The organism is Amycolatopsis sp. N2S4-7 (assembly GCF_058119595.1).
This window is the reverse complement of sequence record NZ_CP172299.1, coordinates 8,331,707-8,357,915: the sequence shown is the minus strand read 5'-3', so window position 1 is coordinate 8,357,915 and position 26,209 is coordinate 8,331,707. Positions and strand designations below refer to the sequence as shown.

General features: G+C 72.4%; 20 protein-coding genes. 6 read left to right on the top strand and 14 right to left on the bottom strand.

Annotated elements, in window-relative coordinates; translation table 11 throughout:
- Positions 1 to 481: 481 nt before the first annotated feature.
- On the bottom strand, positions 482 to 3,460 hold the full coding sequence (locus tag ACH54P_RS39790; RefSeq protein WP_489908438.1) for an ATP-binding protein: 2,979 nt from the start codon (positions 3,458 to 3,460) through the stop codon (positions 482 to 484).
- A 273-nt stretch (positions 3,461 to 3,733) separates the two neighbouring features.
- Here ACH54P_RS39790 and ACH54P_RS39785 point away from each other — a divergent pair, with 273 nt between their 5' ends.
- Positions 3,734 to 4,954: a hypothetical protein gene (locus ACH54P_RS39785; protein WP_489908437.1), complete on the top strand. Its 1,221-nt coding sequence runs from the start codon at positions 3,734 to 3,736 to the stop codon at positions 4,952 to 4,954.
- Positions 4,955 to 5,256: 302 nt separating this feature from the next.
- On the opposite strand, the gene ACH54P_RS39780 is transcribed toward ACH54P_RS39785, so the two are convergent.
- The 4 genes from ACH54P_RS39780 to ACH54P_RS39765 all read right to left on the bottom strand — a co-directional run bounded on the left by ACH54P_RS39780 (position 5,257) and on the right by ACH54P_RS39765 (position 10,553).
- Entirely contained in the window at positions 5,257 to 7,413 is a 2,157-nt protein-coding gene (locus tag ACH54P_RS39780) for an ATP-binding protein (RefSeq protein WP_489908436.1), read from the bottom strand.
- 97 nt (positions 7,414 to 7,510) lie between these two features.
- The gene (locus ACH54P_RS39775; protein ID WP_489908435.1) at positions 7,511 to 8,734 is read right to left on the bottom strand and encodes a metal-dependent hydrolase family protein; all 1,224 of its coding nucleotides are present in this window, start codon (positions 8,732 to 8,734) and stop codon (positions 7,511 to 7,513) included.
- Positions 8,731 to 9,165, bottom strand: coding sequence for a GAF domain-containing protein (locus ACH54P_RS39770; RefSeq protein ID WP_489908434.1), 435 nt, complete (start codon positions 9,163 to 9,165; stop codon positions 8,731 to 8,733). Before ACH54P_RS39770 ends, ACH54P_RS39775 begins: the two co-directional genes overlap by 4 nt.
- Complete coding sequence (locus tag ACH54P_RS39765) at positions 9,162 to 10,553, bottom strand: MFS transporter (protein ID WP_489908433.1); 1,392 nt, start codon at positions 10,551 to 10,553, stop codon at positions 9,162 to 9,164. Before ACH54P_RS39765 ends, ACH54P_RS39770 begins: the two co-directional genes overlap by 4 nt.
- Before the next feature lie 130 nt (positions 10,554 to 10,683).
- Between ACH54P_RS39765 and ACH54P_RS39760 the strand changes: the two genes are divergently transcribed.
- The 3 genes from ACH54P_RS39760 (at position 10,684) to ACH54P_RS39750 (ending at position 13,333) form a co-directional block, all read left to right on the top strand.
- Entirely contained in the window at positions 10,684 to 11,562 is an 879-nt protein-coding gene (locus tag ACH54P_RS39760; RefSeq protein ID WP_489908432.1) for a MurR/RpiR family transcriptional regulator, read from the top strand.
- Between the two features lie 87 nt (positions 11,563 to 11,649).
- Positions 11,650 to 12,378 (top strand): SDR family oxidoreductase, encoded by a 729-nt coding sequence (locus ACH54P_RS39755; RefSeq protein WP_489908431.1) that lies wholly within the window; start codon positions 11,650 to 11,652, stop codon positions 12,376 to 12,378.
- A gap of 13 nt (positions 12,379 to 12,391) precedes the next feature.
- Complete coding sequence (locus tag ACH54P_RS39750) at positions 12,392 to 13,333, top strand: RNA polymerase subunit sigma-70 (RefSeq protein ID WP_489908430.1); 942 nt, start codon at positions 12,392 to 12,394, stop codon at positions 13,331 to 13,333.
- An 82-nt stretch (positions 13,334 to 13,415) separates the two neighbouring features.
- Here the strand turns inward: ACH54P_RS39750 and ACH54P_RS39745 are convergent, their stop codons facing one another.
- From ACH54P_RS39745 to ACH54P_RS39735, 3 genes are all read right to left on the bottom strand, one after another.
- Positions 13,416 to 13,655: a hypothetical protein gene (locus ACH54P_RS39745; protein WP_489908429.1), complete on the bottom strand. Its 240-nt coding sequence runs from the start codon at positions 13,653 to 13,655 to the stop codon at positions 13,416 to 13,418.
- Positions 13,656 to 14,012: 357 nt separating this feature from the next.
- Positions 14,013 to 14,738, bottom strand: a complete 726-nt coding sequence (locus ACH54P_RS39740; RefSeq protein WP_489916913.1) for an ANTAR domain-containing response regulator — start codon at positions 14,736 to 14,738, stop codon at positions 14,013 to 14,015.
- Between the two features lie 193 nt (positions 14,739 to 14,931).
- Complete coding sequence (locus tag ACH54P_RS39735) at positions 14,932 to 15,468, bottom strand: CGNR zinc finger domain-containing protein (RefSeq protein WP_489908428.1); 537 nt, start codon at positions 15,466 to 15,468, stop codon at positions 14,932 to 14,934.
- An 85-nt stretch (positions 15,469 to 15,553) separates the two neighbouring features.
- Between ACH54P_RS39735 and ACH54P_RS39730 the strand changes: the two genes are divergently transcribed.
- The gene (locus tag ACH54P_RS39730; RefSeq protein WP_489908427.1) at positions 15,554 to 16,531 is read left to right on the top strand and encodes a DMT family transporter; all 978 of its coding nucleotides are present in this window, start codon (positions 15,554 to 15,556) and stop codon (positions 16,529 to 16,531) included.
- Here ACH54P_RS39730 and ACH54P_RS39725 read toward each other — a convergent pair.
- The 6 genes from ACH54P_RS39725 to ACH54P_RS39700 all read right to left on the bottom strand — a co-directional run bounded on the left by ACH54P_RS39725 (position 16,440) and on the right by ACH54P_RS39700 (position 24,924).
- Complete coding sequence (locus ACH54P_RS39725) at positions 16,440 to 18,320, bottom strand: RICIN domain-containing protein (RefSeq protein ID WP_489908426.1); 1,881 nt, start codon at positions 18,318 to 18,320, stop codon at positions 16,440 to 16,442. The genes ACH54P_RS39730 and ACH54P_RS39725 overlap by 92 nt on opposite strands.
- Before the next feature lie 126 nt (positions 18,321 to 18,446).
- Positions 18,447 to 20,201, bottom strand: coding sequence for a glycoside hydrolase family 35 protein (locus ACH54P_RS39720; protein ID WP_489908425.1), 1,755 nt, complete (start codon positions 20,199 to 20,201; stop codon positions 18,447 to 18,449).
- Positions 20,194 to 21,732, bottom strand: a complete 1,539-nt coding sequence (locus ACH54P_RS39715; protein ID WP_489908424.1) for an alpha-N-arabinofuranosidase — start codon at positions 21,730 to 21,732, stop codon at positions 20,194 to 20,196. Before ACH54P_RS39715 ends, ACH54P_RS39720 begins: the two co-directional genes overlap by 8 nt.
- The gene (locus ACH54P_RS39710) at positions 21,729 to 23,069 is read right to left on the bottom strand and encodes an ABC transporter substrate-binding protein (RefSeq protein ID WP_489908423.1); all 1,341 of its coding nucleotides are present in this window, start codon (positions 23,067 to 23,069) and stop codon (positions 21,729 to 21,731) included. Before ACH54P_RS39710 ends, ACH54P_RS39715 begins: the two co-directional genes overlap by 4 nt.
- A gap of 48 nt (positions 23,070 to 23,117) precedes the next feature.
- Positions 23,118 to 23,981, bottom strand: coding sequence for a carbohydrate ABC transporter permease (locus ACH54P_RS39705; RefSeq protein ID WP_489916911.1), 864 nt, complete (start codon positions 23,979 to 23,981; stop codon positions 23,118 to 23,120).
- 16 nt (positions 23,982 to 23,997) lie between these two features.
- Positions 23,998 to 24,924 carry a carbohydrate ABC transporter permease gene (locus tag ACH54P_RS39700; protein WP_489908422.1) on the bottom strand — a complete coding sequence of 309 codons (927 nt, stop codon included), beginning with the start codon at positions 24,922 to 24,924 and terminating at the stop codon, positions 23,998 to 24,000.
- Between the two features lie 133 nt (positions 24,925 to 25,057).
- On the opposite strand from ACH54P_RS39700, the gene ACH54P_RS39695 reads away from it, so the two are divergent.
- Positions 25,058 to 26,044 carry a LacI family DNA-binding transcriptional regulator gene (locus tag ACH54P_RS39695; RefSeq protein ID WP_489908421.1) on the top strand — a complete coding sequence of 329 codons (987 nt, stop codon included), beginning with the start codon at positions 25,058 to 25,060 and terminating at the stop codon, positions 26,042 to 26,044.
- Positions 26,045 to 26,209 lie beyond the last annotated feature (165 nt).

Below are 26,209 nucleotides of genomic sequence, written 5' to 3'. Positions count from 1 at the left end.
CAGATCATCGCCGCCCCGAACAGCTGATCCGTGCACGTGGTGACGCGGTCCGAGCAGCCCGCTCGACGGTCACGCGGTCCGTTTCCAGCCAACGACATCGATGTCGGCGGAGGAACCGCCAACCGGGTGGTCGCGTCGAGTTCATGGCGTGCTCCGCTCCCTGGCGTGGTGCGTGGCGTGCCTTCCTTACCTCTGTGCGAGGGGGTTGCCCGGAGACCATGACGCGGGTGCGGGTGATTGTGTCCGCGATTACAACCGCTTCGACCGGAGTCGAGCGGCCCGGCGGGGCGGTGGGGACGCACGCCGCGAGGGTCGACGTCCGGGCCGGCTGACATCAACGCCCCGAACAGGTGGCGACGCCGAAGCAATACCATTGTGGACAGTCGTGGGCCGGATGACCGCTCTGCACAACGGAAATCCGGATTTCCGTGTCGCTCCTGGTTGACGCCGTCCACCGAATGCGACCGGGACGGGTGACCCCCTAACGGTTCCGCCGCAGCCGCGGCGACACCATCGCCACCGTGTCCCGCTCCCCGTCCCGCGCCGCCGGGATCACCGCGTCCGACGCGTCCAGCTCCGCGATCACCCGGTCGATCTCCTCCGCCCGCCGCGCGCGGGCCCGGCCGCGGTAGAGCTCCGCCGCCTGGACCCACAACGCCCGCGCGTCCGCCCGGTTCCCGTGATCACGCAGGATCGCGGCCAAGGTCGACAACGCCCTGGCCTGCCCCGTCGCGTGCCCGGTCCGGTCCGCCAGCTCGACGGCCCGGTGGGCGTACCACAGCGCGGCTCGCGCATTGCCCTGCTCGTGCCTCAGCCGGGCCAGCACCGTGTTCAGCTTCATCACGGCCGGCAAGTTCAGGCTCCCCGCCGTCAGCTCCGACGCGCGCCGGCAGTGTTCGTCGGCCTCCGCCAGGCGGCCCAGGTCCGTCAGCAGCGCCCCCTGCGCCGTGTGGATCTGCAGGCGCGCGGTCACGTCGTCCGAATCCTGCAGGTGGACCAGTGCTTCGGCGTACAGCTGCAGCGCCTCCTGCTCGAACCCGCCCGCCGTGACCAGCGCGTTGGCCAGCCGGTGGGCCGCGGCGGCGCACAACGACGGCTCACCCAGTTCGTAGGCCAGCTCCAGCGCCAGGCGGCACAGCACCGCGGCTTCGGACGCCCGACCGGCCCGCAGGTGCCACCGCGCCAGGTTCAACGTCGACACGATCTGCCCCAGCGGGAACCTGTCCCCTTCGGCCAGCGCCAAGGCGCGCTGGAGATGGCTTCGCGCCTGGCGTTCCTCGCCCATGTGCATCAGGACGACCCCGAGGTCGTTCAGGTGCGACCCCAGCACCTGGCGCAGCTGCGGCGCCGCGTCCCCGGCTTCGGGCAGCACTTCTTCGACACTGCCGATCGCGGTGGTGAGGCAACTGATCGCGTCGGCGAAATAGCCCTTCTCGATGAACAGTTCGGTGAACATCGCCGTGAGGTAGGTGAAGTCGTGGAGTCCGGCGGCGGCCGCCCGGCCGACGATCGCCACCAGCAGGTTCTTCTCGCGGACCACCCACTGCCGCGCGGGGGCCGCGCCGGTGAAACCGGCCCCCGGCCACTCCAGGGTCGTCGCCGGGAGCTGGGGTGGCGGTTTGTGCGGGAACACCACGCGGTGCGCGTCGCAGGCCGTCAGGAGGTAGAACTCGAACGTGCGGCGCCGCACCGCCGCGGCGTCTTCCAGTTGTGCCGCAAGCGAAGCCGCGTACGCGTGCAGGAGGTCGTGGACGCGGTAGCGGTCCAGGTCACTCGGGTGCTCCAGCAGGTGCGCCGCCACCAGGACGTCCAGAGAACGCCGCATCGCCGGCACCGGGCGGCCGTCCGCCGCCGCGATGGCCTCCGCCGTCACCTCCGCGCCCGGGTGGGCGCCGATCACGGCCAGCGCACGGCGTTCGGCCGGGCCCAATGCCTGGTAGGACACGGTGAACGCGGCGCGCAGGCTTCGCTGCGTCCATTCCCCCTCGTGTCCCAGGTCCAGCAGCATGTCCGCGTCGCGCAGCTGACCGGCCAGCGTGGGCAGCAGCGTGCCCGTGCGCGCCAAGGCGCGGTCGGCGACCAGCGTGAGCGCCAGCGGGTTGCCCTGGCACAGCCGGACCAGCTCGGCCACGCCGACGCGGTCTTCCCGGGCGCGGCGGCCGATCCTGCGGTCCAGCAACGCCGTCGCGGCCGGCGGGACCAGTGGCGCCACCGTCACCACCGGAGGTGACACCGTCGCGGCGAGGGACGGCAACCGCCACCGCGACACCACCAGCACCGTGCAGGCGGCCAGCACACCCAGCAGCGGCGCGACCTGTTCCCGGCCACCGACGTTGTCGAGCACCACCAGCAGCGGCCGACGCTGCAGCAGCGCCGACAGCTTCGCGGCCCGCGCCACCGGGCTCACCACCTGATCGACCGGGAAGTCCAGCAACGACAGCAAGGTGTCGACGACTTCGGCGCTGTCCGCGGACGTCGCCTGGCTGTCGCCGCGCAGGTCCAGCAACACCACGCCGTGCCGGAACCGACGCCGCACGCGGTGCGCCCACCGCACCACCGCCGTCGACTTGCCCACGCCCGGCCCGCCGGTCACCACGACCACGCCCGGGCGCGCCGACCCGCTCGAGTCGGACGTGAACGCGTCCAGCTCCGCGAGCAGTTCCGCACGGCCCTCGAGCTCGTCGCAGTCCGGCGGGACGTGCCACACCGCCGGCCGTTCCGGCTCCTCCTCCGCCCGCACGCGCACCACCTGGCGCGGGAAGGCGCCGTCGCCGGCGAGCACCTCTTCGTGCACCGTCCGCAGCTCGTCGGCGGCCCGCAGCTCCCCCGCGTCCAGGTACCGCCGGCGCAGCGCGAGGTAGAACTCGGTCACCTCACCGGGACGATCCGACGCGGCCAGGGCCCGGAGCCGCAGCTTCGCGAGGCTCAGCTCCAGCGGATGGGCGTGTTCGAGCTCCATCAGCCTGCCCAGCGCGACGTCGGCCTGACCGGCCTCCAGCAGCTCGGCGATCAGGAAGGCGTTCGCGGGCAGCCACCGGGTGCTCAGCCACTGCGCGCGCCAGTCGTCGGCCCGCCGGGTCCGCAGGTCGAACAGCGGCTCGTCCCGCCACAGCCGCATCGCCGCCTGCGCCTCGACCTGGGCGCGGTGGTGGTCACCGCGATCGCGCAGCTCCCGCGCGCGAGCCAGCAGGCGGCCGAACACGACGTGGTCGACCAGCTCCGGGTCGATCTCCACCACGCAGCCGTTCTTTCCGACGCCGACGTGCGCGGGGATCCGGTGCGCCTGCAGCGCCTGCCGCAGGTGCGCGGCGTTCTGGTGCAGGGTCGCCAGCGCGCCGCGCGGCGCGTTTTCGTGGTCAGCCCACACCCATTCCACGACCGCGTCGACCGGAAAGCGGTGGTTCGGGCGGGTCAGCAACGCGGCGAGAACCTGTCGTGACCGCGGTTGGGCCCACTTCACATCCACTTTCCCGTGCAACAGCACGGCAGTTTGCCCGAGAATTCCGAACGCGATTTCCACGCGATCCCCCTCCGCCGTGGTGAAGATCGTCCACCACCCCACTCCTCCGCGATTATTTTCCCATTGTTTCGGCGGAACCACCACGTCAGAAGGCTTGACCAACGATCACCGTTGATCAATTGTCAACCGTCGTAATCACAGGCCGAAAGCCATTTCTCAACGGCGGCACCCACCCTCGTGACAACAACTGGACAACCTGCGAGGAGTACCGCGATGGCCGAAACCACCTGGGTGCGCAGCCCGATCGGGCCCACCGACGCGCACGTCGCGACGCGGCGGGACACCAAATCCGTCCTCGTGCTCGTGCCGCACATCGTCGCCGGAACCCGCCTGCTCGACCTGCTGCCGCTGCTCGAAGCCGACCACCGGGTCCAGGTCGTGTTCACCAACCCCGATCCCGGGGACAACTGGCAGGCCACCGACGACTTCCTCCGCGGGCAGGGCGGCGCCGTGCTCCCCTGGGCCCAGGCCCGCCGCAGCGACGCCGACCTCGTGCTCGCCGGCAGCACCCGCGGCCTGGACGAGCTCGCCGCCCCGGTCCTGCTGGTCCCGCACGGCGGCGGCTTCGGGCAGTACCAGCCCTGGCGGCCGCGCGCCGGCGGCCCCCACCGGCCCCAGGTGGGGCTCGGGCCGGACCAGCTGCTGCGCGCGGGCCGGGTCCGCGCCGACGCGATCGTCCTGGTCCACGACCGCGAACGCGAGCTGCTGACCGAGGTCTGCCCGCCGGCGGTGCCCGCCGCGGTCGTCGCCGGGGACGTCGCCCTCGACCGCCTCACCGCGAGCCTGCCGTACCGCGACCGGTACCGGCAGGCCCTCGGCGCCACCGGCGAGCAGGAGGTCGTCGTGGTCACCTCCACCTGGTCGCCGCGGTCGGCGTTCGGCAGGCACCCCGACCTGTTCGACCGCGTCGTCGCCGAGCTGCCGGCGGACCGCTACCGCGTCGTCGGCGCGCTGCACCCGGCGATCTGGTCGCACCACAGCCCGTGGCAGGTGCGGTCCTGGCTCGCCGGCGCGGTGCGCGCGGGGCTCGTCCTGGTGCCGCCCGAGGAAGGGTGGCGCGCCGCGCTGGTCGCGGCCGACCACGTGCTGGGCGACTACGGATCCGTCACCGGCTACGCGGCCACCACCGGCGCGTCGATCCTGCTCGACGCCAACCCCGGCCAGCCGCTCCTGCCCGGCAGCGCGACCGAGGTCCTGGCCCGGCACGCGCCGCGCTGGGAGCCCGGTCGTCCGCTGCTGCCGCAGCTTTCCGCCGCCGCCGAGGCTCGTGACGCCGCCGGGTTGCCCGCTCTCGTCGGCGGGCTGCTCAGCTCGCGGCCCGGCCGGGCCGGGCACATCCTGCGCCGCACGATGTACCGGCTGCTCGGCCTCCCGGAGCCCGCCCGCGCCGTGCCCGTGTCGCCCGTTCCGCTGCCGAAGCCGGTGCGGCCATGACCGTCACCAGCTGGCGCTACTCCTGCGGCGCCCACCGCGGCACGCTCGTCACCGCCGTCCCGGGCGACCGCGTCTCGCTCGCCGACGCCGTGATCACCCCACCCGAGCCCACTTACGCCGGTGGACGGGCCACGCTGGCCGCGCTCTTCGACCGGCTGCCCGGGCTCACGCTGGCCGCCGTCCCGGTCGGGGCAGTCGGGCTGCTGCTCGGTGACCGCTTCGGCGACACCGCACTCGTGGCCCACAGGCACGCCGAGCCGGCCGCGGTCGCGGTCTGCCTGTGGCTGTTCACCGGACGACGGCTAAGCGCGCTCGCCTCGATCCACGGTGTCGAGCGCGGCCCGGACACGCTCGAGCGCTTCTCCGCCGACGTCGGCCAGCAGCTCGACCGCTTCGACGAGGTACCCCCGGGCCCGTTCGACGTCGTCGTGGGTCACCTCGGCCAGCGCCAGCAGCACGTTCGCCTCGTGCACCGCTGAGCCCAGCCTCGCCAGCACACCGCGGGCTTCCCCGAGCCGTCGGACCGCCACGTCGGGGTGCCCGGATCGCGCGTCGATCCGGGCCAGCCCGAGCGCCACCCAGGCCGCACCCTTCTCGTCGCCGATCTCGGTGAACAGCTGCGCGGCCGCCTCCAGGTGCCGCGCGGCCCCCACTTCCCGGCCGGCCCGCAGCAACGCCTCGCCGATCCGCCAGTGCCGCGCCGCCACCCCGCGGTCGATGCCCAGCTCCTCCTCGATGTGCAGGCTGTCGGTGAACAGCACCACCGCCGCTTCGAAGTCGCCGCGCCCCTGCGCCACCAGCCCCAGCTGCTCCAGCGCCGCGGACTCGTTGTGCCGGTCGCCGGCCTCCCGCGCCAGCTCCGCGGCCCAGCGGGTCTCGCGCTCCGCCGGATCGAGGTGGCCGAGATCCAGGTGCGCCCGGCCGAGCTGGTAGCGCAGCCGCGCCTGGGCCACCCGGTTGCCGCAGCGCTGCGCCGCGGTGATCCCCAGTTCGTGCGAACGCAGCCACTCCGGGTAGTACTTGCGGTGGAGGAGCAGCTCCCACAACGCTTCGCAGAGCTGCCACGCGACCTCGTCGTGGCGCTCGGCCACAGCCTCCTCCAGGACGGACAGGACGCCCGGCAGCTCCTCGGTCAACCAGTCCAGGGCAGCGGCGCCGGAGGCGAACGGGGCCGGCTCGTCCCGCAGCTGCTCCGCGACCGGGCTGACGCGCCAGCGCAGCGGGATCACCACCAGGTTCGCCCGCGTCAGCTCCCGCAGGTACCACGCGGCCGCGCGCGGGACGACCTCGAACCGGCCCTCGTCCCGCTGGGCCCGCGCGTGCAGCCGCACCAGGTCGTGGAACCGGTAGCGGTCGAGCTCGGCCTCCTCGAGCAGGCTCGCGTCGACCAGTGCCTCCAGCGCCTCGGTCACCTCGCCCGCCGGCATCCCGGTGACCGCGGCCGCGAGCCGCGCGCCGAACTCGGGGACCGGGAGCTCGGCCATCAGCCGGTACAGGACCGCACCGTGCTCCGGCAGCTGGCGGCAGGACCAGTCGAACGCCGCCGTCACCGACTCCTCGGCGCCCGACAACCGCGACAACGTCACCAACCGCGACCGCTCGTCCCGCAGCTGCTCCACCACCCGTGAGACCGGCCAGCGCGGCCGGGCGGCCAGCCGTGCCGCGGCCACCCGCACGGTGATCGGGAACCGGCCGCACAGCTCCGCCAGCTCCCCCACGGCGGCCGGCTCCGCGGCGGTCCGGCCTTCACCCACGGTCCGGCGGAGCAGCGCGACGGCGTCTTCGCGCGAGAGCGGCGCGACGTCCACGAACTGCGCGCCGTCCGAGAACAAACCGTCGAGCCGCAGCCGGCTCGTCACCACCACCGCGCACCCCGCCGACGCCGGGATGAGCGGACGCACCTGCGCCGTCGACACGGCGTTGTCCAGCACCACCAGCAGCCGGCGCCCCGCGGTCACCGTCCGGTACAAGCCCACCTGCTCGGCCAAGCCGACCGGCACCCGCTCCGGCGCGACCCCCAGCGCCCGCAGGAAGACGCCCAGGACCTCGTCCGGCGTCACCGCCGTCTCCGCGGAGAACCCCCGGAGGTCGGTGTAGAGCTGCCCGTCGGGGTAGCGGTGCGCCTGCCCGGCCGCCCACGTCACCGCCAGCGCCGTCTTCCCCACCCCGCCGGGACCGACGACGACCACGACCCGCGCGCGGGTCTCGGCGCCGCCGCCGGTCAGCTCGTCGAGGTCCGAGAGCTCCTCCACGCGGCTGACGAAGTGCGCCGGCGGGGGCGGCAGCTGACGCGGGCTGCCCGGCAGCGGCACCGGTGTCCCGCCGGGGTGTGGTGCGGCGGGGTTCCGGTCAGCGGCCACCTGCTGGGCCGGCACCCCCGAGAACCCGGCCGGCCGGGCGTTCCGCTCGTCCGCTCCCGTCCACGGCGCCCCGCGCCGCCCGTCGCCGACGCCGTTCACCCGACCCACCCCCGACTTCCCCGAACTTCCCTGTTTACAGGGTCGGCCCGGAAAAGTCAGGGACCGCCTCGCGAACCACCTGAAAGCACGCCCGTCGTCACACGGTGTTCCCGGCCACCACCTCGCCGCCCTGGATGATGTGGCGGAAGTGCTTCGGCTCGGCCAAAACCCCGAGGTCGGTCAGCGGATCACCGTCCACCACCAGGAGATCCGCGTGCGCTCCCACGGCCAGCGTCCCGATCTCGCCGGTCAGGTGCAGCAGGTCCGCCGCCGTCGACGTGGCCGAACGGATCACCTCCAGCGGGGACTGGACCTCGCCGCGCAGGCGGAACTCGTGGTTCTGGTGCCGGTGCATGCCGCCCAGCAAATCGGTGCCGTAGACCAGCTTCACGCCGCCGCGGGCCGCTCGCTCCAGGGCCGCCATGCCCGCACCGAGGACGTCGTCGACCTTGCGCCAGCTCGATTCCGGGAGCCCGTGCTCGCGGCCCTCCTCCTTCAACGCCCAGTACGTCACCAGCGTCGGCACCAGGAACGCCTCGTGCTCGAGGAACAGCGAAACGCTGCGGTCGTCGAGGAGGTTGCCGTGCTCGATCGAGCGGACGCCCAGCTCCAACGCCCGGTTCACCGCGCGGGCCGTGTACGCGTGCGCGGCCACGTAGCGGTTGGCCGCCGACGCCTCCTCGACGATCGCGCGCAGTTCCTCGGCCGAGTACTGCGTCGAGTCGATGCGGTCGGTCGGGGACGCGACGCCGCCGGAGGCCATCACCTTGATGTGGTGGGCACCCTTGCGCAGCTCGTCGCGGGCCGCGGCGCGGACCGCGTCCACGCCGTCGGCCACCCGGCCGAGGCCCGCGCAGCACGGGTGGTCGTCCTTCGCGTTGGCCCCGCGGGTGCGGCTGTCGCCGTGGCCGCCGGTCTGGCTCAGCGCGCGGCCGCAGAACAACAGCCGCGGGCCGCGGAACAGGCCCTCCGCCTGGGCGTCGGCGAGGCCGTAGTCGGCGCCCGACGCGTCGCGGACCGTGGTGAACCCGCGGTCGAGCATCCGGCTCATCGTGCGGGCGGCGTGCGCGGCCACATAGGACGGTGACGACGACGGCAGCGAACCCAGGTCCGCCGTCGACGCCGTGACGTGCACGTGCGCGTCGACCAGCCCGGGCAGCACGACCGCGCCGCGCACGTCCAGCGAACGCACATCGGCCGCGGCGAGGCCCGGCCCCACCTCCACGATGCGGCCGGAGTCGGCACGCAGGTCGCCTTCGGTGTACTCCCCGGACAGCGGGTCGAGCAGCCGGGCGTTGCGCAGCAGCAGGGATCCGGTCACCGGTTCTCCTTCTCCAGGTCGAGCAGGGCGGACACGGCCAGCGGCGCGAGCGATTCGGCCACCACCACCGCATCCTCGTCGTAGGCGCCTTCCGCGTCGAGGATGTTGAGCACCCCGAGCGTCCGGCCGTCGGCGACCACGGGCACGTTGATGATCGAGCCGCAGCCGAGGCTTTCGATCAGGTCGTGGTCGGCGAAGATCTCCCGCACCGCGGCCCGGTCCGGTCCGAAGTAGGGCTCCTGCGCGGTGATGCACCGGTCGAGCCAGCCGGCGGCGACCTCGACGGTCTTCTCCCCGCCGACCGGGTACTCCGCGGGGTGGCTGCTGTGCACCCGCCGCAGCGCCCGGCGCTGCGGCACCCACGCGAGCACGGTGAACAGCCGCACGCCGATCGCGTCGCGCACCCGTTCCTCCACTGTGGACAGCGTCACTTCGTCATCTCCTTCGCGACGGCCTTCGGCGCGCCGTGTTCGGTCAGTTCTTCGAGCGAGCGGCCGGCGGTGGACAGGCCGAACACCAGCACGCACAGCACGCCGGCCGCGAGGACGGCCGTCGTCAGGCCGAAGACGCCGGCGAACCCGAGGCTCGCCGCGGAGAGGCCGATGATCGTCGGCGCGAGGATGCTGCCGACCCGGCCGAACGCGCTGGACAGGCCGGTGCCGCTGGCGCGGATCCAGGTCGGGAACACCTCGGGCGTGTAGGAGTACACGCCGGCGTAGGTGCCGTTGAGGAAGAACGAAAGCACCGCGCCGGCGAGCGTGATCGACCACGGCGCGCTCGTCTGGCTCAGCCAGAACGCGCTCACGGCCGAGCCGGCCAGGTACAGCGCGATGGTGTGCTTGCGGTCGAGCCGTTCGGACAGCCACGCGGCGGAGAAGTACCCGGGCACCTGGGCCAGGTAGATGATGATCGAGAACTCGAAGCTCTTCGTCACCGTGATGCCGCGTTCCACGAGCAGCGTCGGGATCCACGAGAAGAAGCCGTAGTAGGAGAACGTGATCACGAACCAGACGATCCAGATCACCGCCGTCCGGCGCCGCATCGCGGGGCTCCACAGGAACCTCAGCGCGCTCAGCAGGTTGACCTTCGGCGTCTCCGTCGCGGGCTGGGCGTCGGCCGGGGGCACCGGCGGGAGCGCCGTCCGCGTGGCCTTCTCGACGTCGCGTTCCATCTTGGCGACGATGTTCTCGGCTTCGGCCGACCGTCCCTGCGCGAGCAGGAACCGCGGCGACTCGGGCAGGGAACGCCGCCACCACAGCAGCATGACGATCGGCAGCGCGGTGACCAGCTGCGCGACCCGCCAGCCCTCGTCGAACGACGGCACGACGAACCGCCCGATCAGCGCGGCCGCGACGAAGCCGAAGGAGAAGAACCCGGCGAGCGCGCCGACGAACCAGCCGCGCCGCCGGGCCGGGACGAACTCGGACAGGAACGGCGCGATGATCGCGCTTTCGGCGCCGGCCCCCGCCCCGGCCAGCACGCGGGCGCCGAGGAACACCTCGTAGTTGGGGGAAAACGACGCGACGACGGAGAACAGCGCGTAGAACGCCAGCGCGTACATCATGACCTTCTTGCGGCCGATCCGGTCGCCGAGCAGGCCGGCGGCGATCGCGCCGAAGAGGAAGCCGAACGGCGTCGCGGAGCCGATCAGCCCGAGCTGGCCGTTGTCGAGGTGCCACACCGCTTTGGCGCTGGGCAGCAGGAAGGCGACGACCGCCGAGTCCATGCCGTCGAAGGTGTAGCCGAGCCCGCCGATGAGCAGCAGTTTGTAGTGGGGCCGGCTCAGCGGGAGCCGATCCAGTCGAGCCAGCAGCGTCATGGGGAACGCCTTCCGTGTCCGGGCGTCGAGAAGTGCGGACAACGTATACTGCACTTTCTGGATTTTGCAACGTTCGTTGCAGGTCGATATCCCTGCGTTACGGTCTACCCGATCGAAGGAGGGGGCCGAGGTGGCGGAGACCGACGACGGGTTCGAGGCGTGGCTGCGGGACCGGCTGCCCGAACGCGGGCTGCGGCCGAAGTCGGCCGCGGTGCTGGAAGTGCTGGTCTCCCAGCCGAGGCGGGCCTCCTTCGGCTCGACGGCCGAGCTGGCGCAGCTCGCCGGCGTCAACGTCGCGACGGTGACCCGCACGGCGCAGGCGCTGGGCTTCGCCGGCTGGCCGGCGTTGCAGCAGGAGCTGCGGGCGCGCTACATGTCGTCACTCAGCGCGCCGCAGGTCGCCGAGGAACACCGCGGCGTCGACTCGCCGGGCTCGGCGTCCCTGCGCCGCGACCTCGACAGCCTGGCCCTGCTGAACCGGCGGTTCGACGAGGAGGTGCTCCGCGAGGTCGCCCGCGCGATCGCCGCGGCGCGCCGCACGCTGGTGATCGCCGACGGCAGCTACGCGGCGGTCGGGATCGCCATGGCGCACAACGCGCGGCTGGCCGGCTACGACGTCCACGCCGTCACGGCGGGCGACGCGGAACTCGCGAACACGACGGCCAAGCTCACCGCCGACGACGCGCTGGTGGCGATCAGCTTCTGGCGCCTGTACGAGAGCACGGTCCTCGCGGCGAACGAGGCGAAGAGCCGCGGCGCGCGGGTCTTCGCGATCACGGACGCGGCCAGCCCGGCACTGGCGAGCGCGGCCGAGCACGTGCTGATCGTGCCGGCGGAGGGCGTGACGTTCTTCCCGTCCCTGACCGCGGGCATGGCCCTGGTCCAGGCGATCGTGGCCCAGCTGGCCGCGGTCGACCCGGCCCGCACGAGCGAGTCCATCGAGGCGGCCGAGGCCATGTGGTCCCGCTTCGACCTCCTGCACCGGCGGCCGTCGCCGAAGTCGGTGTGACCCACCTCACTCCGTAGCCCCGACGATTTTTCCCGCTGCCGAAGGTCTTGATCCGGTCCGCACCGCTCAGACCTCCGGGAGAGCCCGATGTCCACCCAGACCACCGCCGTCGTCACCGGGGCCGGCCGCGGCTTCGGGCGCGCGATCGCCGCCGCGCTCGTCGCCGCCGGGAACACCGTCGTCGGCGTCGCCCGCACCGCGGGGCAGCTCGAAGCCGTGCGCGCGGAGCTCGGCGAGCGGTTCCTGCCCGTCACCGCCGACGTGACCGAGGAAGCGCTGGCCGACGACGTCCTCCGCGAACACCGGCCCGGCCTGCTCGTCCTCAACGCCGGGGCCACGCCGCACATGGCGCCCGTGCACGAACAGACGTGGGAGACCTTCAGCCGCAACTGGCACGTCGACACCCGGCACGTCTTCGCCTGGACGCGGGCCGCGCTGCGCGAACCCCTCAAGCCGGGCGGCGTCGTCGTCTCGATGTCGAGCGCGGCTGCCATCGGCGGCTCGCCGCTGAGCGGCGGGTACGCCAGCGCGAAGGCCGCGATCCGGTACCTGCGCGCGTACGCGGCCGACGAGTCCGAGCGTGGCGGCCTCGGCCTCCGGTTCGCCACGCTCCTGCCGCAGCTGACCCCGGCCACCGACCTCGGGTCGGCCGGCGTGGCCGGCTACGCGGCGCGCAACGGCGTCGACCGCGACACCTTCGTCGGGAACATGCCCTCGGTCCTGACGCCGGAGCAGGTCGCGAAGGCGGTCCTGGAGGTGGTCGCCGGGAGCGCGGCGGAGTACCAGGTCAGCGGCACGGGCCTGCAGCCGCTCTAACGTGGACGGGACCATGACCGATTTCGCCGCGGAGACCGAGCCGTTCCGGCCGGAGCTGCTCGCGCACTGCTACCGCCTGCTCGGCTCGATCCACGACGCCGAGGACCTGGTGCAGGAGACGTACCTGCGGGCGTGGCGCGCGTTCGACCGGTTCGAGGGACGCTCTTCGGTGCGGCGCTGGCTGTACAAGATCGCGACCACGGCCTGCCTGACGGCGCTGGAAACCCGGGCCCGGCGGCCGCTGCCGTCGGGCCTGGGCGCGCCCGCCGACAACCACCGGGTGGCGGTGGCGGCCGCGGAACCGTCGGTGCCCTGGCTCCAGCCGATCCCGGACGCGCTCCTCGACCCGGCGCTGGTCGTGGCGGGGCGGACCGGGGTGCGGCTGGCGTTCGTCGCCGCGCTCCAGCTCCTGCCCGCCCGGCAGCGGGCCGTGCTGACGTTGCGGGACGTCCTGGCGTTCCGCACGGCCGAGGTCGCCGAGATGCTCGGCACGACGCCCGCGGCGGTCGACAGCGCGCTGCGCCGGGCCCGCGACCGGCTGGCCGGGGCCGGCCCGGTCGAGACGGACCTCGCCGAGCCGGACGGGCAGGCCCGGCTGCTCGACAGCTACGTCGACGCGTTCGTCCGGGCCGACCTGGGTGCGCTGGTGGCGTTGCTGCGCGCCGACGTCGAGCTGGAGATGCCCCCGATCCCGACGTGGTTCACCGGCCGCGACGCGGTGGCCGGGTTCCTCGCCCACCGCGTGCTCCGCCCTGGCCTCTGGCGGCTGGTCCCGACCCGCGCGAACGGCCAGCCGGCGCTCGTCGAGTACGAGGCGGCCGGCGGCGGCCGGTTCGCGGCGCACGGCGTCCAGGTGCTGACGCTGATCGGCACCCGGATCGCCCGGATCACGGCGTTCAACGACCCCGCCCTCGTCCCGGTGTTCGGCCGGGCCCCGGCGATGATGGAGCCATGACCCGCCTCGGCCTGCTGTACCCGACGCGCGACTGCGCCGACCTCTGCCGACGGCTCGATCCGGCCCTCGGCCTCGACTTCGCCTACGTCGAGTGGAGCGAGGACGTCGGTCGGCTGGACGAGCTGGACGCGGCAGGCCAGACGGCGGCCGTGCGCGAGATCGGGGCGCCGGAGCGGCTCACGGCGGCGGTGGAGCAGTTCGCTCCGCGACCGGACGTCGTCAGCTGGGCGTGTTCCAGCTGCAGCTTCACCCGCGGGGCGAGCGGGGCCCGCGAGCAGGCGGACTCGCTGAGCGCCCGGGCCGGCGTCCCGGCGAGCAGCACGTCGCTCGCCTACCTGGCGGCGCTCGACCGGCTGGGCGTCGACCGCGTCGCCCTCGCCTCCGAACGCAGCGGCCGCCGGTGCTCAGGTTCGCGGCGGCCGGCGATCGGGACGGGGCTGGGCCGGGACCGCGCAATCCGGCGCACCACCGGCCCAGCGGGTCGGGCGCGGCGAGACAGGGTGCCACCCCTCGGCGAGCCGGGCCGCGGCACAACCGGGTGCCACCGCAGCCGGGCTGGGGCGCGACCGGGGGCCACCGCAGCCGGGCTGGGGCGCGACCGGGGGCCACGATCAGCCAGCCCGGCCACACCTTCACCCGTCCGAACGACAGGCCGTCGCAGGGCGACCCCCGACCGCACTCAGGTCCGCGGCGGCCCGCCGTCGGCCGAGCTCATCCTCCTCGTGAAGCGCGCCGCCACGTCGCGGAGCTTGATGTTCGTGTGCTGGGACTCGACGATCAGCCGCTGCATCGCCGCGTCCTCGCTGACCCGGTGGATCAGCATCAGCATGCCCTTGGCCTGCTCGATCACCGCCCTGGTCTCCATCGCGTTGCGGAGCTCGTCGGCGAGGCGGCGGGCCTCGCGGTAGCGGCGGGTCAGCCGCAGGACGGTCTCCACGCAGAGCGTGAACAGCCGCAGCACCTTCGTGTCGAACTCGTGGTAGCCGTGGGCTCCGAAGCCGAACAGCGTGATCGCGCCGACGAGGGTGTCGTCCACCCGCAGCGGGACCGCCAGGTAGCTGCCGACGCCGAGCTCCTTCGCCGCGGCGACGAAGTCGGGCCACTGCCCGCCCGTCTCGTCGACCGCGACCCGGACGACCTCGCCCGTCAGCGCCGCGAGCAGGCCGGGACCGTCGTTCGCGGCGTACTGCACTTCGTCGATGCGGCGGGCGCGTTCGTCGGTGACGGCCGCGGTCTGCGTCACGCCGTCGCGGACGACCATGATGCTGGCCAGGTCCGCGTCCGGCACCACCCGGACCGCCTCGCCGCAGACGGCGTCGAGCAGACCCGGCGTGTCGGACACCGATTCGAGGACCCCCACGAGATCGGCCAGGACGGCGTTCAGCTCGTCGACCCGCTCCGCCATGCCGTCGCCAGTGGTCGGCACAGCCCCACCCCTCCCATGCGTCAAGCGGCGAGCACGGGGAAGAGCTCGCCAGCAGCGTCAACCGAGACCACCGCTGGCGTTTCAACGGGTCCGGGAGAACTCTACCGGCCGGGCCGCCCGGTTCGGCGAGGGCCGCGCCGGGTGACCGCCGGCGAGCCGTTCCACGCGGCCGTCAAGCCCGCCGGGCGCGGAATTCGGCGACCTTCGCCCGGTTGCCGCACGACCGCATGTCGCACCACCGCCGCGCCTGCTTGCGCGACTGGTCGACGTACAGCCGGGTGCACTCCGGCGCCGCGCACTCCTTGACGTTCGCGGCCGCCGGGCCGCCGAGGAGTTCGACGGCCGCGCGCGCGACCTCCGTCAGCGCGGCGTCGAGGCCGCCCGTGCGGCGCACCGAACCGTCGTCGGCGAGGCCGGTCTTCACCGCGGGACCGGCGGCCGCTTCGTTGAGGACGCGCCGATCGCCCGCGCGGTAGCCGGTGCCCTCGATCGCGCCCAAGGCCAGGCAGTACACCGCTTCGCGCAGCCGCAGCGCCGCGGCGAACCCGCCGGCGTCCACGGTCACCGGCCGGTCGACCAGCCCGGCGCCCGCGACCCAGCGGGCCAGGTCGGCCGGGGTGGCGAGCAGCTCGAGGACGTCGCTGCGCCGGTGCCCGACGGTGCCGACGAGGTCCAGCGCGAGGTTCCCGGTGCCGTACTTGAAGTCCACGCCGCCAGCGTAACCACATGGACAGGTTACCGCCACGGCTGCTAGCTTCCCCGTAACCACTCTGACCGGTTACAGGAGGACCTCGATGGCGTCCGACGTCACCCCGCGCCCGGCCGCCACGGCACGCCTCGAGCTCGCCGTGCGCCCGCTGTTCGTGGTGCTGTGGAGCAGCGCCTTCATCGCCGCGGTGTTCGGCACGGCCGCGGTTCCGCCGCTGCTGCTGACGTTCTCGCGGTTCGCCATCGCGGGCGTGCTGCTCGCCGGGATCGCCTGGGTGACGCGCTCGCCGTGGCCCCGGGGACGGCAGCTGCTGCACGTCGCGATCACCGGCCTGCTCATGCAGGCGATGCAGTTCGGCGCCTTCTACCTGGCCATCGCGCGCGGGCTGCCCGGCGGTGTCGTCGCCCTCGTGCAGGGGCTCAACCCGGTGGTCATCGCGCTGCTCGCGGGCGGCGTCCTCGGCGAGCGGATCACCCGTGCGCAGTGGCTCGGCTTCGCGCTCGGCGGCGCCGGGGTCGCGCTCGCGGTGGTGGACCAGCTGCACGTGTCGGCGTCCGGCATCGTGCTCTGCTTCGCCGGCCTGCTGGGCCTGAGTTTCGGCACGGTGTACCAGAAGCGCTTCGCCACGGGCACCGACGTCCGCAGCAGCACGGCGGTGCACTTCCTGGTGAGCGCGCCGGTCGTCGGCCTCGCCTCGCTGCTGCTGGAGACCCCGCACGTCGGCGACTGGACGGCGTTCGGCCTGTCCCTGTCCTGGATCGTGCTGGTCAACTCGGTCGGCACGTTCCTGCTGCTGAACTTCATGCTGCGCCGCCAGGCCGCGAGCCGGGTCGGCACGCTGTTCTTCCTGACCCCGGCCGTGACGGCGCTGCTCGCGTGGCTGGTCAACGGCCAGACCCTGGACGCGGTGACGATCCTGGGCCTGGCCCTCGGCGGGGCGGGCGTCCTGCTGGCCGCCCGCCCCGCCCGGGTCAGCGAGCCACGGCCTGCCAGCGCTGGTTCGGCCCGTTCGTCGGCCGGTACAGGCCGATCCGGGCCCCGTCGTCCCGGGACTCGCCCGTGACGTCCAGCAGCTGCCCGTCCGCCGCGTTGACGAACGTCCAGGTCCCGTCGCCCGTCGTCGACAACGTCCACTGCGACGCCGGGTCGGCGGTGCCCGCCGGCGCCAGCGTCACCGCGCCGCCGGCCGTGCGGAGCACCTGGCCCGTGCCGGCGTTGGTGATGGTGAACCGGTCGCGGCTGCCGTAGCGGCCCGTGCGGTCGGTCAGGGTCCAGCGCTGCGCGGCCGCCGAAGCGTCCGTCGTGCGCTGGACCAGCGTGCCGTTCTCCGCGGCGAGGGACTTGCCGCTCTGCACGCCGGTGAAGGTGACCGGCTTGCCCGAGCCGAGGCCCGTGCCCTCGGCCGTCGCCGAGACGCCGTCGACGAGGAACGTCGTCACCGAGCGCGCCGGCACCCGCAGCGTCGCGTGGGCCGACGTCACCCGCACCGGCTTGCCCCGCTTCAGCGCGCCGGTGACGTCGGTGACGACCGGCGTCACCGAGGCGCCGGGCCGGACGCACCCGAAGCCGGACAGGTCCAGCGTGACGTCCTGCTCGGTGGTCCCCGCGTTGGTGTGGACGACCGTCGCCAGGTCCTCGCCGCGCATCGCGGCCGTCGACGCGGTGTCGTTCACCGCCACCAGCCGGTCACCCGGCTTGATGTAGTGGGTGAAGTTGCGCATCGTGTCGAACTTGGTGTTCGTCCGGATCGGACAGTCGGCGGACGTGCAGTCGAACGGGACCTGGATCTCGCCCCAGTTCATCCCGGCCGCGGACTCGCCGCCGGGCTTCATGTTGTTGTAGTCCTCGATCGGCTGCCAGCTGATCCACGCGCTGGGTTCGAGCAGCCGCAGGTCGTCGGTGATCTGCGCGGCCATCCCGAGGCCGGGGTCCATGCTGGTGAAGTCCTGCCGGTCGAGCCAGCTGCCCCCGACTTCGCTCATCCACAACGGCTTCGCCGCGCCCTTGGCCAGATCCCGCGGGATCGGCCGGTTGCCGGTGCCGTAGGTGTGCACGTTCAGCCGTCCCGCCGCCGCGCGGGCGGCGGCCGACCAGCCGTTCCAGTCGGCGGCGAAGGTGTCCGGGTTGGTTTCGTCGGGCGCGGAGACGATCGTCTTCGAGCCGGCCAGCGCCTGCGCCATCGCCGGGATCAGCTGCGACTGGACCGACGGCCCGATGTGCGCGCCCTCCTGGCGGCCGCCGGTGGGGTTCCCGTCGGCGCCGAGGGTGGTCTTCCAGTAGTTCGTGTTGGGTTCGTTCAGCGGGTCCACCGACGAGAACCTGATGCCGTGCGCGCGTTCGAGGGTGCGGACGACCTGCGCCAGGTACGCGGTGAAGTCGCCGATCTTGTCGGTGCGCAGCTGCTCGTCGGTGGCGTTGAAGCCGCCCGAGACGTACCCCGACACGGTCTGGAAGTACGGCGGCGAGTTGCTGAACGCCTCCCACTTCGTGACGCGGTTCTTGACGCGGTCGATCCACCAGCGCTGGTTCGGGTCGGCCTTCGGGTCGAACTCGGCCGGGTCGCCGGGCGTCCACCAGTCCTTGTCGGCGCGGGTGGTGCCGGCCGGCGCCTTCCACCAGCCCGGCACCGCGCCGCCCGCGCGCAGGTACGGCGGGACGTCGGGGGCGTTGCCGCCGCCGATGTTGAACCGGGCGATGTTGAGGTTCAGGCCCTGGGGGCCGAAGACCAGGTCGGCCAGCTTGGTGCGGACCGCGTCCGGGTAGCCGCCGGTCGCCTCGGCCATCCACGCCAGGCTGGCGCCCCAGCCTTCGAACGGCTGCTGGCGGTAGGCCGGGTCGGGCTTCACCGTCACCGCGGTAGCGGCCGACGCCGGTGCGGCGGCGAGCCCGGCGGCGGCTATCGGTACACAAAGGACGGTGAGCAAACGCCGGAACGTGCGGTTCATCGTCGAACTGCCCTTCGTTTCGGTGGGGACGTCTCAGGCTTCGGTGTGGCCCAGCAGCGGCCGCGGCACGAACCGGGCCGCCGGGTCGAGCATCGTGTCGAGTTCGAGCACGACCAGTTCGTTGGCGCCGGCCAGGACCACCGGGCGCGGCACGTACAGCGTCCGCTGCGGCCCGCGCCGCCAGTACCGGCCGAGCGGGAACCCGTTGAGCCACGCCAGGCCCTTGCCCCACTCCCCGGTGTCGAGGAAGAGGTCGGCGGGGGCGTCCACGGAGACGTCGGTGCGCAGCAGCACCGGCCCGGCGATCGGTCCCGCCACCGGCGAAGCGACCGGAGGCCGCAGCGAAGGCACCGCGGCCAGGTCGAGCGGCAGCACGTCCCAGCCGATCAGCGGTTCGCCGTGCAGCGACGCGCCGCCGATGATGCCCTTCGCCTCGCCGATCCGCGGGCCGTAGTCGACCCGGCCCTGGTCCTCGACCAGCACGAGCAGTTCGCCGTTCGCGCGCGGCAGCGGGAGCGCGCGGTCGTGGTGCTCCCGCGTGAGCGTGCCGACCAGGGCGCCGTCGAAGAACACCGTCGCGCGGTCGCGGACCTCGCCGAAGGTCAGCACCCCGGGCCGGTCGCCGGTGACGGGCGTGCGCAGCAGCGCGAGCCGCGGCATCGGTGTCAGGTCGTCGAACGCGGGCAGCTCCTCGTGCGCCTCCCAGATGCCCCAGCGTTCCGGGGCGTCGAGCAGCCGGACGGGGTCGCGCAGCACCGCGCTCGGGGCCGGCGCGGGCCGCGCCGGCGGCGGCACGCTGTCCGGCACCTTGTGGTACTTGGCGATCACGTCGCGGAAGGCGTGGTACTTCGGGGTCGGGTCGCCGGCTTCGTCCAGCGGTGCGTCGTAGTCGTAGGAGGTGACCAGCGGCTGGTAGACGCCCTTGTCGTTCGCGCCGTTCGTGAGCCCGAAGTTGGTGCCGCCGTGGAACATGTACAGGTTGACCGACGCGCCCGCGGCGAGCAGCGCGTCGAGCTCGGCCGCGGAGTCCGCGACCGAGGTGGTGTGGTGGTGCGCGCCCCAGTGGTCGAACCAGCCGTTCCAGAACTCGCTGCACATCAGCGGCCCGGTCGGCTGGTGGGCCCGCAGGACCGCGAGCCGCGCCTGCGCCGCCGAGCCGAACGACGCCGTGCGGTGCAGCCCGTCGAGGCTGCCCGCCTCGAGCATCTCCGGCGTCGGCTGGTCCACCGTGGTCAGCGGCACGGTGATGCCCGACTCCCGCGTGTGCTCGGCAAGCGCTTTCAGGTACTGCTTGTCGTCGCCGAACGCGCCGTACTCGTTCTCGATCTGCACGAGCAGCACGGGCCCGCCGCGGTCGATCTGGTGCGGGACCACGACCTCGTACACCCGGGTCAGGTACTCGCGCACGGCGGCGAGGTAGCGCGGCTCGTACCGGCGGACGCCGACCCCGGGGTCGCGGAACAGCCACGCCGGCAGGCCGCCGTTGTCCCATTCCGCGCAGATGTAGGGGCCGGGCCGGACGATCGCGTGCATCCCGGCGTCGGCGATCAGGCCGAGGAACCGGTCCAGGTCGAGGCCGCCGGCGAGGTCGAACGTGCCCGGTTCGGGGGCGTGCGCGTTCCACGGCACGTACGTCTCGATGGTGTTGAGCCCCATCCGCCGGGCCTTGTCGATCCGGTCGGCCCACAGGTCCGGGTGCACCCGGAAGTAGTGCAGGGCGCCGGAAAGGATCCGGAACGGGCGGCCGTCGAGCAGGAAGTCGGTCTCCCCGATGACGAATTCAGGCATGCGGGCCCGCCTCCGGGCTCAGCTGGAGCACGGTCCAGGACAACGGTGGCAGTGTCACGGTGATGGTCGTCCCCCCTGGGTCGGACGTCACGGCGGTGCCGGGGAGCGGCACCGGCCGGACCGGTTGCGAGTCGGCGGTGTTGACGGCGTGGCGCGTCTCGCCGTCGGGTGTGGTGAGCGTTTCGGCGGCGTACACGGCGAACCGCGCGCCGCGGAGCCGGAGGCGGACCTCGGTCGGCGACGCCGTCGCGCGGTTGGTGAGGAACACCGCGCCGCGCCCGGACTCCTCGACCGTGGCGGCGACGTCGACCAGGTCCACCTCGCCGTGCTGCGCGGTGCGGAGCCGTTCGCCGTCGACCGACAGGCGCAGGCTCACCCCACCGGCCAGCGCGGCGACCTGCCGGAACGGGTGGAACGTCGGCTGCCGCCACGCCGGGCCGCCGGGTTCGGTGCGGATCGGCGCGATGACGTTCACCAGCTGGGCCTGGTTGGCCATGGTGACGCGGTCGACGTTGCGCAGCAGCGAGCTCAGCAGCGAGCCGACGACGACCGCGTCGGTGACCGTGTAGGTGTCCTCGATGATCCGCGGGTGCTGCCGCCAGCCGCCCTCGGCGAGCCGCGCCTGGTCGACCTCGTTCCAGCGGCGCAGGTCCCAGACGTTCCACTCGTCGACGCTGATCCCGATCTTCTTGTCCAGGCCCAGCTCGGCGAGCGTCTCGTCGATGATCCCGGCCGTCGTGCGGATGAAGCGGTCCAGCGCGGCGCCGCTGGCCAGGTAGCTGTCGGTGTCGCCGTGCAGCTCCTGGTAGTAGGCGTGCAGCGAGATGTGGTCGACCAGCTCGGCGGTGTGACGCAGCACCGTGCGTTCCCACGAGCCGAACGTCGGCATGTCCGCGTGCGAGCTGCCCGCGACGACGAGCTCGAGGTCCGGTTCGATCATCCGCATGACCCGCGCGGTCTCCGCGGCCAGGCGGCCGTACTCGTCGGCCGTCTTGTGGCCGATCTGCCACGGGCCGTCCATCTCGTTGCCGAGGCACCACAGCTTGAAGCCGAACGGGCGGTCGGCGCCGTTCGCGCGCCGCCGCTCGCTCAGTTCCGTGCCGCCCGCGTGGTTGCAGTACTCCAGGACGTCGGCGGCTTCCTGGATGCCGCGGGTGCCGAGGTTGACCGCGTACATCACCTCGGCACCCGCGGCTTCGGCCCACGCGACGAATTCGTGCAGGCCGAAGCGGTTGGATTCCACGCTGTGCCAGGCGGGGTCGAGCCGGACGGGCCGGTCCGGCCCGACGCCGTCTTCCCAGCGGTAGCCGGAGACGAAGTTGCCACCGGGGTAGCGGAGCACGGTGGGACCGAGCTCCCGGACCAGTTCCAGCACGTCGCCGCGGAAGCCGCGATCGTCCGATGTGGAGTGACCGGGTTCGTACAGGCCGGTGTAGACGGACCGGCCCATGTGCTCGACGAACGAGCCGAAGAGGCGACGCGGGACCGGGCCGATGACCTGGCCCGCGTCGCCTTCGATGTGGACGGTCATCCCGCGCTGACCGTGAAGCCCTGCTGGTTGCCGTAGTCGACGATGGCCTGCTGCCAGGCCGCCAGCCCGGCGTCGAGCGGGGTGGCGTTCAGGTAGGCCTTGCCGGCGGTGTCGCTGAAGACACTGTTGGCGTAGGTCTGGTACGGCAGGTACGTCCAGCCCGGCGCCACGTCCTTCGACGCCTGGGTCAGCACCTGGTTGATCTTCTGGCCGCCGAAGTACGGCACCTCCTGGTCGACGAACGCCGGCGAGGTCAGATCGGCCGTGGTCGACGGGAAGCCGCCGCTCTTGATGAACGGCTGGACACCGCCGGCGTGGTTGAGCCAGCGCACGAACGCCGCCGCGAGCGCCGGGTTCTTGCTCTGCTTCACCACGGACTGGGCGCTGCCGCCGTTCTCCGAGGTCACCGGCTTGCCGTCGTAGGTCGGCATCGGCGCGACGGCCCACTTGCCGGCGGCACCGGGCACCGAGGAGATGAAGTTGCCGGGCATCCAGGCGCCGGTGACCAGGGAGGAGATGGTGCCGTCACCGAGGGCGCGGAACCAGTCGTCGGACCACTCCTTGACCGGGGCGAGCTGCTTGCCCTGGATCAGCTGGTCCCACATCGCGGTCCACTTCTTGGTGCCCGCGTCGGCGAGGTTGACCTTGACGTTCCGGCCGTCGACGGTGAACGGGTGCCCGCCCGCCTGCCAGATCATGCTCAGCACGAAGCCGGGGTCACCGGTGTCCGAGGTGATGTACTTGGTGGGGTCGGCGGCGTGCAGCTTCTTCGCCGCGGCGATGTACTCGTCCCAGGTCTTCGGCACGGTGATGCCGTTCTTGTCGAAGACCTCCTTGTTGTAGAACAGCGCCATCGGGCCGGAGTCCTGCGGGAGGCCGTAGACCCCGTTGCCGTTCTTGACCTGCGCCCACGTCGAGGCGCTGTAGTCCTTTTCGAACGAGCCGAAGCCGAACTGGTTGAGGTCGGCCAGTGAATCGGTCAGCGCGAACTGCGGGAGGGCGTAGTACTCGATCTGGGCGACGTCGGGGGCACCCGAGCCGGCCTTGATCGCGTTCTGCAGCTTGGTGTACTCGTCCTTGTTGGTGCCCGCGTTGACGTAGTTGACCTTGACGTTCGGGTATTCCTTCTGGAACGCGGCCACCTGGTCCTTGGCGGACGGGGTCCAGCTCCAGTACGTGATCTCGCCGCCGGCCTTCAGCGCGGCGTCGACGGAGTCCTGGGTGCCGGTGGCGGCGGCGGGCGCGGAGGACGTGCCCCCGGACGAACAGCCGACCGCCAGTGCGGCGGCCAGCGCCACGGCGGCGGCCGCCTTGGCGCGGGTGCGGAATCTTGACATCGAGTGTCCCTTCACGGCGGTGTGACGGCGGTTTTGCTGATGACGCTGCTACTGCTTGACGCTGCCGGCGCTCAGGCCCGATTGCCAGAACCGTTGCATGAGCAGGAAAGCGACGACTAGGGGGATGATCGTGAGCAACGACCCGGTGAGGACCAGGTTGAAGATCGGCTGGGCGCCGGCGCCGTTCGCCTGCGCGCTCCACTGGTTGAGCCCGACGGTCAGCGGGTACCACTTCGGCTCGCTGAGCATGATCAGCGGCAGGAAGTAGTTGTTCCACGTCTGCACCATCGTGAACAGGGTGACGGTGATGATCCCGGGGACCAGCTGGCGCAGTGTCACGGTGAGGAAGATCCGGAGCTCCCCGGCGCCGTCGATCCGCGCCGCCTCCAGCAGCTCGTCGGGGATGGCGTCGGCGGCGTAGACCCAGATCAGGTACAGGCCGAACGGGCTGATCAGGGACGGGATGATGACCGCCAGCGGTGTGTTGGTCAGCCCGAGCTTGCTGAACATCAGGAACGTCGGCACGGCCAGCGCCGTCGGCGGCACGGCCACCGCCCCGAGGACGACGGCGAACACCGCGCGGCGGCCGGGGAAGCGGTACTTGGCCAGCCCGTAGCCCGCGGCCGTGGCGAGGATCGTCGCGCCACCGGCCCCGACCACGACGTAGAGCAGGGTGTTCCCGAGCCAGCGGAAGAAGATCCCGCCGTTGTAGGTGAACGTCTGGCCGATGTTGTCGAACAGCGCGAACGTGCCGCCGAAGGACAGTCCCGACGTCGAGAACAGCGCCGGCTGGGTCTTGCTCGCGTTGATCACCAGCCACACCAGGGGAACCAGGGTGTAGAGCAGGTAGAGCGCCATGAAGCCGGTGAGGACACGCGACTTGCGGGGTTTGGTCACCGAGAACCGTGTCAGTGAAGACGTGGCCACGTCACATCTCCTTCCGGGAGCCGCGCAGCTGCACGACGTAGGCGATGACCGCGGTGATCACGCCCATCACGATCGCGACGGTGGCGGAGTAGTTGTACTGCTGCCCGTTGAAGGAAAGGTTGTAGGCGTACATGTTCGGCGTGTAGAAGGTGCCGATCGTGTTCGGCACCAGGTTGCGCATGATGTTCGGCTCGTTGAACAGCTGGAAGCTGCCGATGATCGAGAAGATCGTCGCGACCACGATCGCGCCCCGGATCGCCGGGAGCTTGACCGACACGATCGTGCGGAACGTCCCGGCGCCGTCGATCGCGGCCGCCTCGAACAGTTCCTTGGGGATCACCTTCAGCGCGGAGTAGAAGATGAGCATGTTGTAGCCCACGAACTCCCACGTGACGATGTTGCCGATCGACGTGAGCAGCCAGCTCGGCGACAACGGCTTGACCGCGGTGCCCAGCAGGTGGTTCAGGTCGGCGGCGAGTCCGAAGTGGTCGCCGTAGATGAAGCCCCACATCAGCGCGGCGACGACGGCGGGCACCGCGTACGGCAGGAAGATCACGATCCGGAAGAACCCGGCGGCGTGCAGCCGGGCGCTGTCGATCGCCAGCGCCGCGACCAGCGCGAGCAGCAGCATGATCGGCACCTGCACGGCGAGGAACACCAGCACCCGCCGGAAGGCCTCCCAGAACTTGGGGTCGGCGAGCACCTGCGAGTAGTTGTCGGCGCCGACGAACACGGTGCCGCCGAAGAAGGCCTGGTCGCGGAAGAGGCTGAGCACGAACGCGTACACGACCGGCGCGATGAAGGTCAGCGCGAACACCAGCATGAAGGGGGCGACGAAGAGCCAGCCGCGCCACTTCCGCCGCGGCCGTCGGGCCGCCGGCGGCCGGCGGGACGGCGCCGGGACGGGCGGTGCCGCTGTGGACGTCATCGTCACTCCGGTGGTTCAGGAAAATGTTTACGTCAACATGGACGGGCGAAGGGTAACGTGTTGACGTAAACATGTCCAGGACACACCCGAGGAGACACTCGTGCCGGCTGCATCACCCCGTCGTGGACCGTCCATGGCGGACGTGGCCCGGGAGGCGGGCGTGTCGGGTCAGACGGTCTCGCGGGTCGCGAACGGCAAGACCAACGTGGACGAAGCCACGCGCGAACGCGTCCTCGCCGCGATGCGCCGGATCGGCTACCGGCCGAACAGCGCGGCCCGCGCGCTGCGCAACGGCAAGTTCCGCAGCATCGGCGTGATCATCTCGGCGCTGCCGACGTTCGGGAACAGCCGCACGCTCGACGCCATCGCGGCCGCGGTCGTCCCGGAGGGCTTCTCGATCATCCTGATGCCGGTGACCCGGCCGACGCAGGGCGAGGTGACCGGCGCGTTCAGCAAGCTGAACGAGCAGGCCGTCGACGGCGTCATCATCCTCATCGAGCAGCACCAGCTCGACCAGAGCGAAATCGAGCTGCCGCACGGGCTCCCGGTCGTCGTCATCGACTCCAGCGCCCGCTACGACTACCCCGTTGTCGACACCGACCAGGCCGACGGCGCCGAACGGGCGACCCGGCACCTGCTGGACCTCGGGCACGAGACGGTCTGGCACATCGCGGGCCCGCCGCAGTCCTACTCGGCCGAGCGGCGCCGGAAGTCGTGGCAGGCGACCCTGGAGCGGGCCGGCCGCGCGGTACCCCCCGTTTCGACCGGCGACTGGTCACCGGAGTCGGGCTACCGCGCGGGACTGGTCCTGGCCGCCGACCCCGCGGTGACCGCGGTGTTCGTGGCGAACGACCAGATGGCGCTGGGCCTGCTGCGCGCGTTGCACGAAGCGGGCCGCCGCGTGCCGGCCGAGGTGAGCGTGGTCGGGTTCGACGACATGGAGGAGTCGGCGCACTTCTGGCCGCCCCTCACGACGATCCGCCAGTCGTTCGAAGCGGTGGGCCGCCACGCGGTTTCGGCGCTGCTGGCGGAGATCGAGACGGGCGCCGAGGCGGGGGAACCGGTGTCGGTGCCGACGGAACTGGTGGTCCGCTCCAGCACGGCACCCCCACCGGCCTGAGCACGCGAACCGACCATCCAGGTACGCGAACCGGCCCTCCGAGTACGCGAACGAACCCTTCCGGTTTCAGCGCGGGGAGGCGGGGGCATTACTGGCCGCCAAGCCGGGTCGTCCACTCCCGCGAACGTCGCAGTGGTGTGGACCATTCGGCCCCCCGCTGGAGAA

Bases quoted from the DNA above. Each gene is read 5' to 3' on its own strand.
- ACH54P_RS39700 (WP_489908422.1), bottom strand. From the start codon at position 24,924: ATGACGTCCACAGCGGCACCGCCCGTCCCGGCGCCGTCCCGCCGGCCG.
- ACH54P_RS39765 (WP_489908433.1), bottom strand. From the start codon at position 10,553: ATGACGCTGCTGGCTCGACTGGATCGGCTCCCGCTGAGCCGGCCCCAC.
- ACH54P_RS39750 (WP_489908430.1), top strand. From the start codon at position 12,392: ATGACCGATTTCGCCGCGGAGACCGAGCCGTTCCGGCCGGAGCTGCTC.
- ACH54P_RS39695 (WP_489908421.1), top strand. From the start codon at position 25,058: ATGGCGGACGTGGCCCGGGAGGCGGGCGTGTCGGGTCAGACGGTCTCG.
- ACH54P_RS39755 (WP_489908431.1), top strand. From the start codon at position 11,650: ATGTCCACCCAGACCACCGCCGTCGTCACCGGGGCCGGCCGCGGCTTC.
- ACH54P_RS39730 (WP_489908427.1), top strand. From the start codon at position 15,554: ATGGCGTCCGACGTCACCCCGCGCCCGGCCGCCACGGCACGCCTCGAG.
- ACH54P_RS39715 (WP_489908424.1), bottom strand. From the start codon at position 21,732: ATGACCGTCCACATCGAAGGCGACGCGGGCCAGGTCATCGGCCCGGTC.
- ACH54P_RS39785 (WP_489908437.1), top strand. From the start codon at position 3,734: ATGGCCGAAACCACCTGGGTGCGCAGCCCGATCGGGCCCACCGACGCG.
- ACH54P_RS39740 (WP_489916913.1), bottom strand. From the start codon at position 14,738: ATGGCGGAGCGGGTCGACGAGCTGAACGCCGTCCTGGCCGATCTCGTG.
- ACH54P_RS39710 (WP_489908423.1), bottom strand. From the start codon at position 23,069: ATGTCAAGATTCCGCACCCGCGCCAAGGCGGCCGCCGCCGTGGCGCTG.
- ACH54P_RS39720 (WP_489908425.1), bottom strand. From the start codon at position 20,201: ATGCCTGAATTCGTCATCGGGGAGACCGACTTCCTGCTCGACGGCCGC.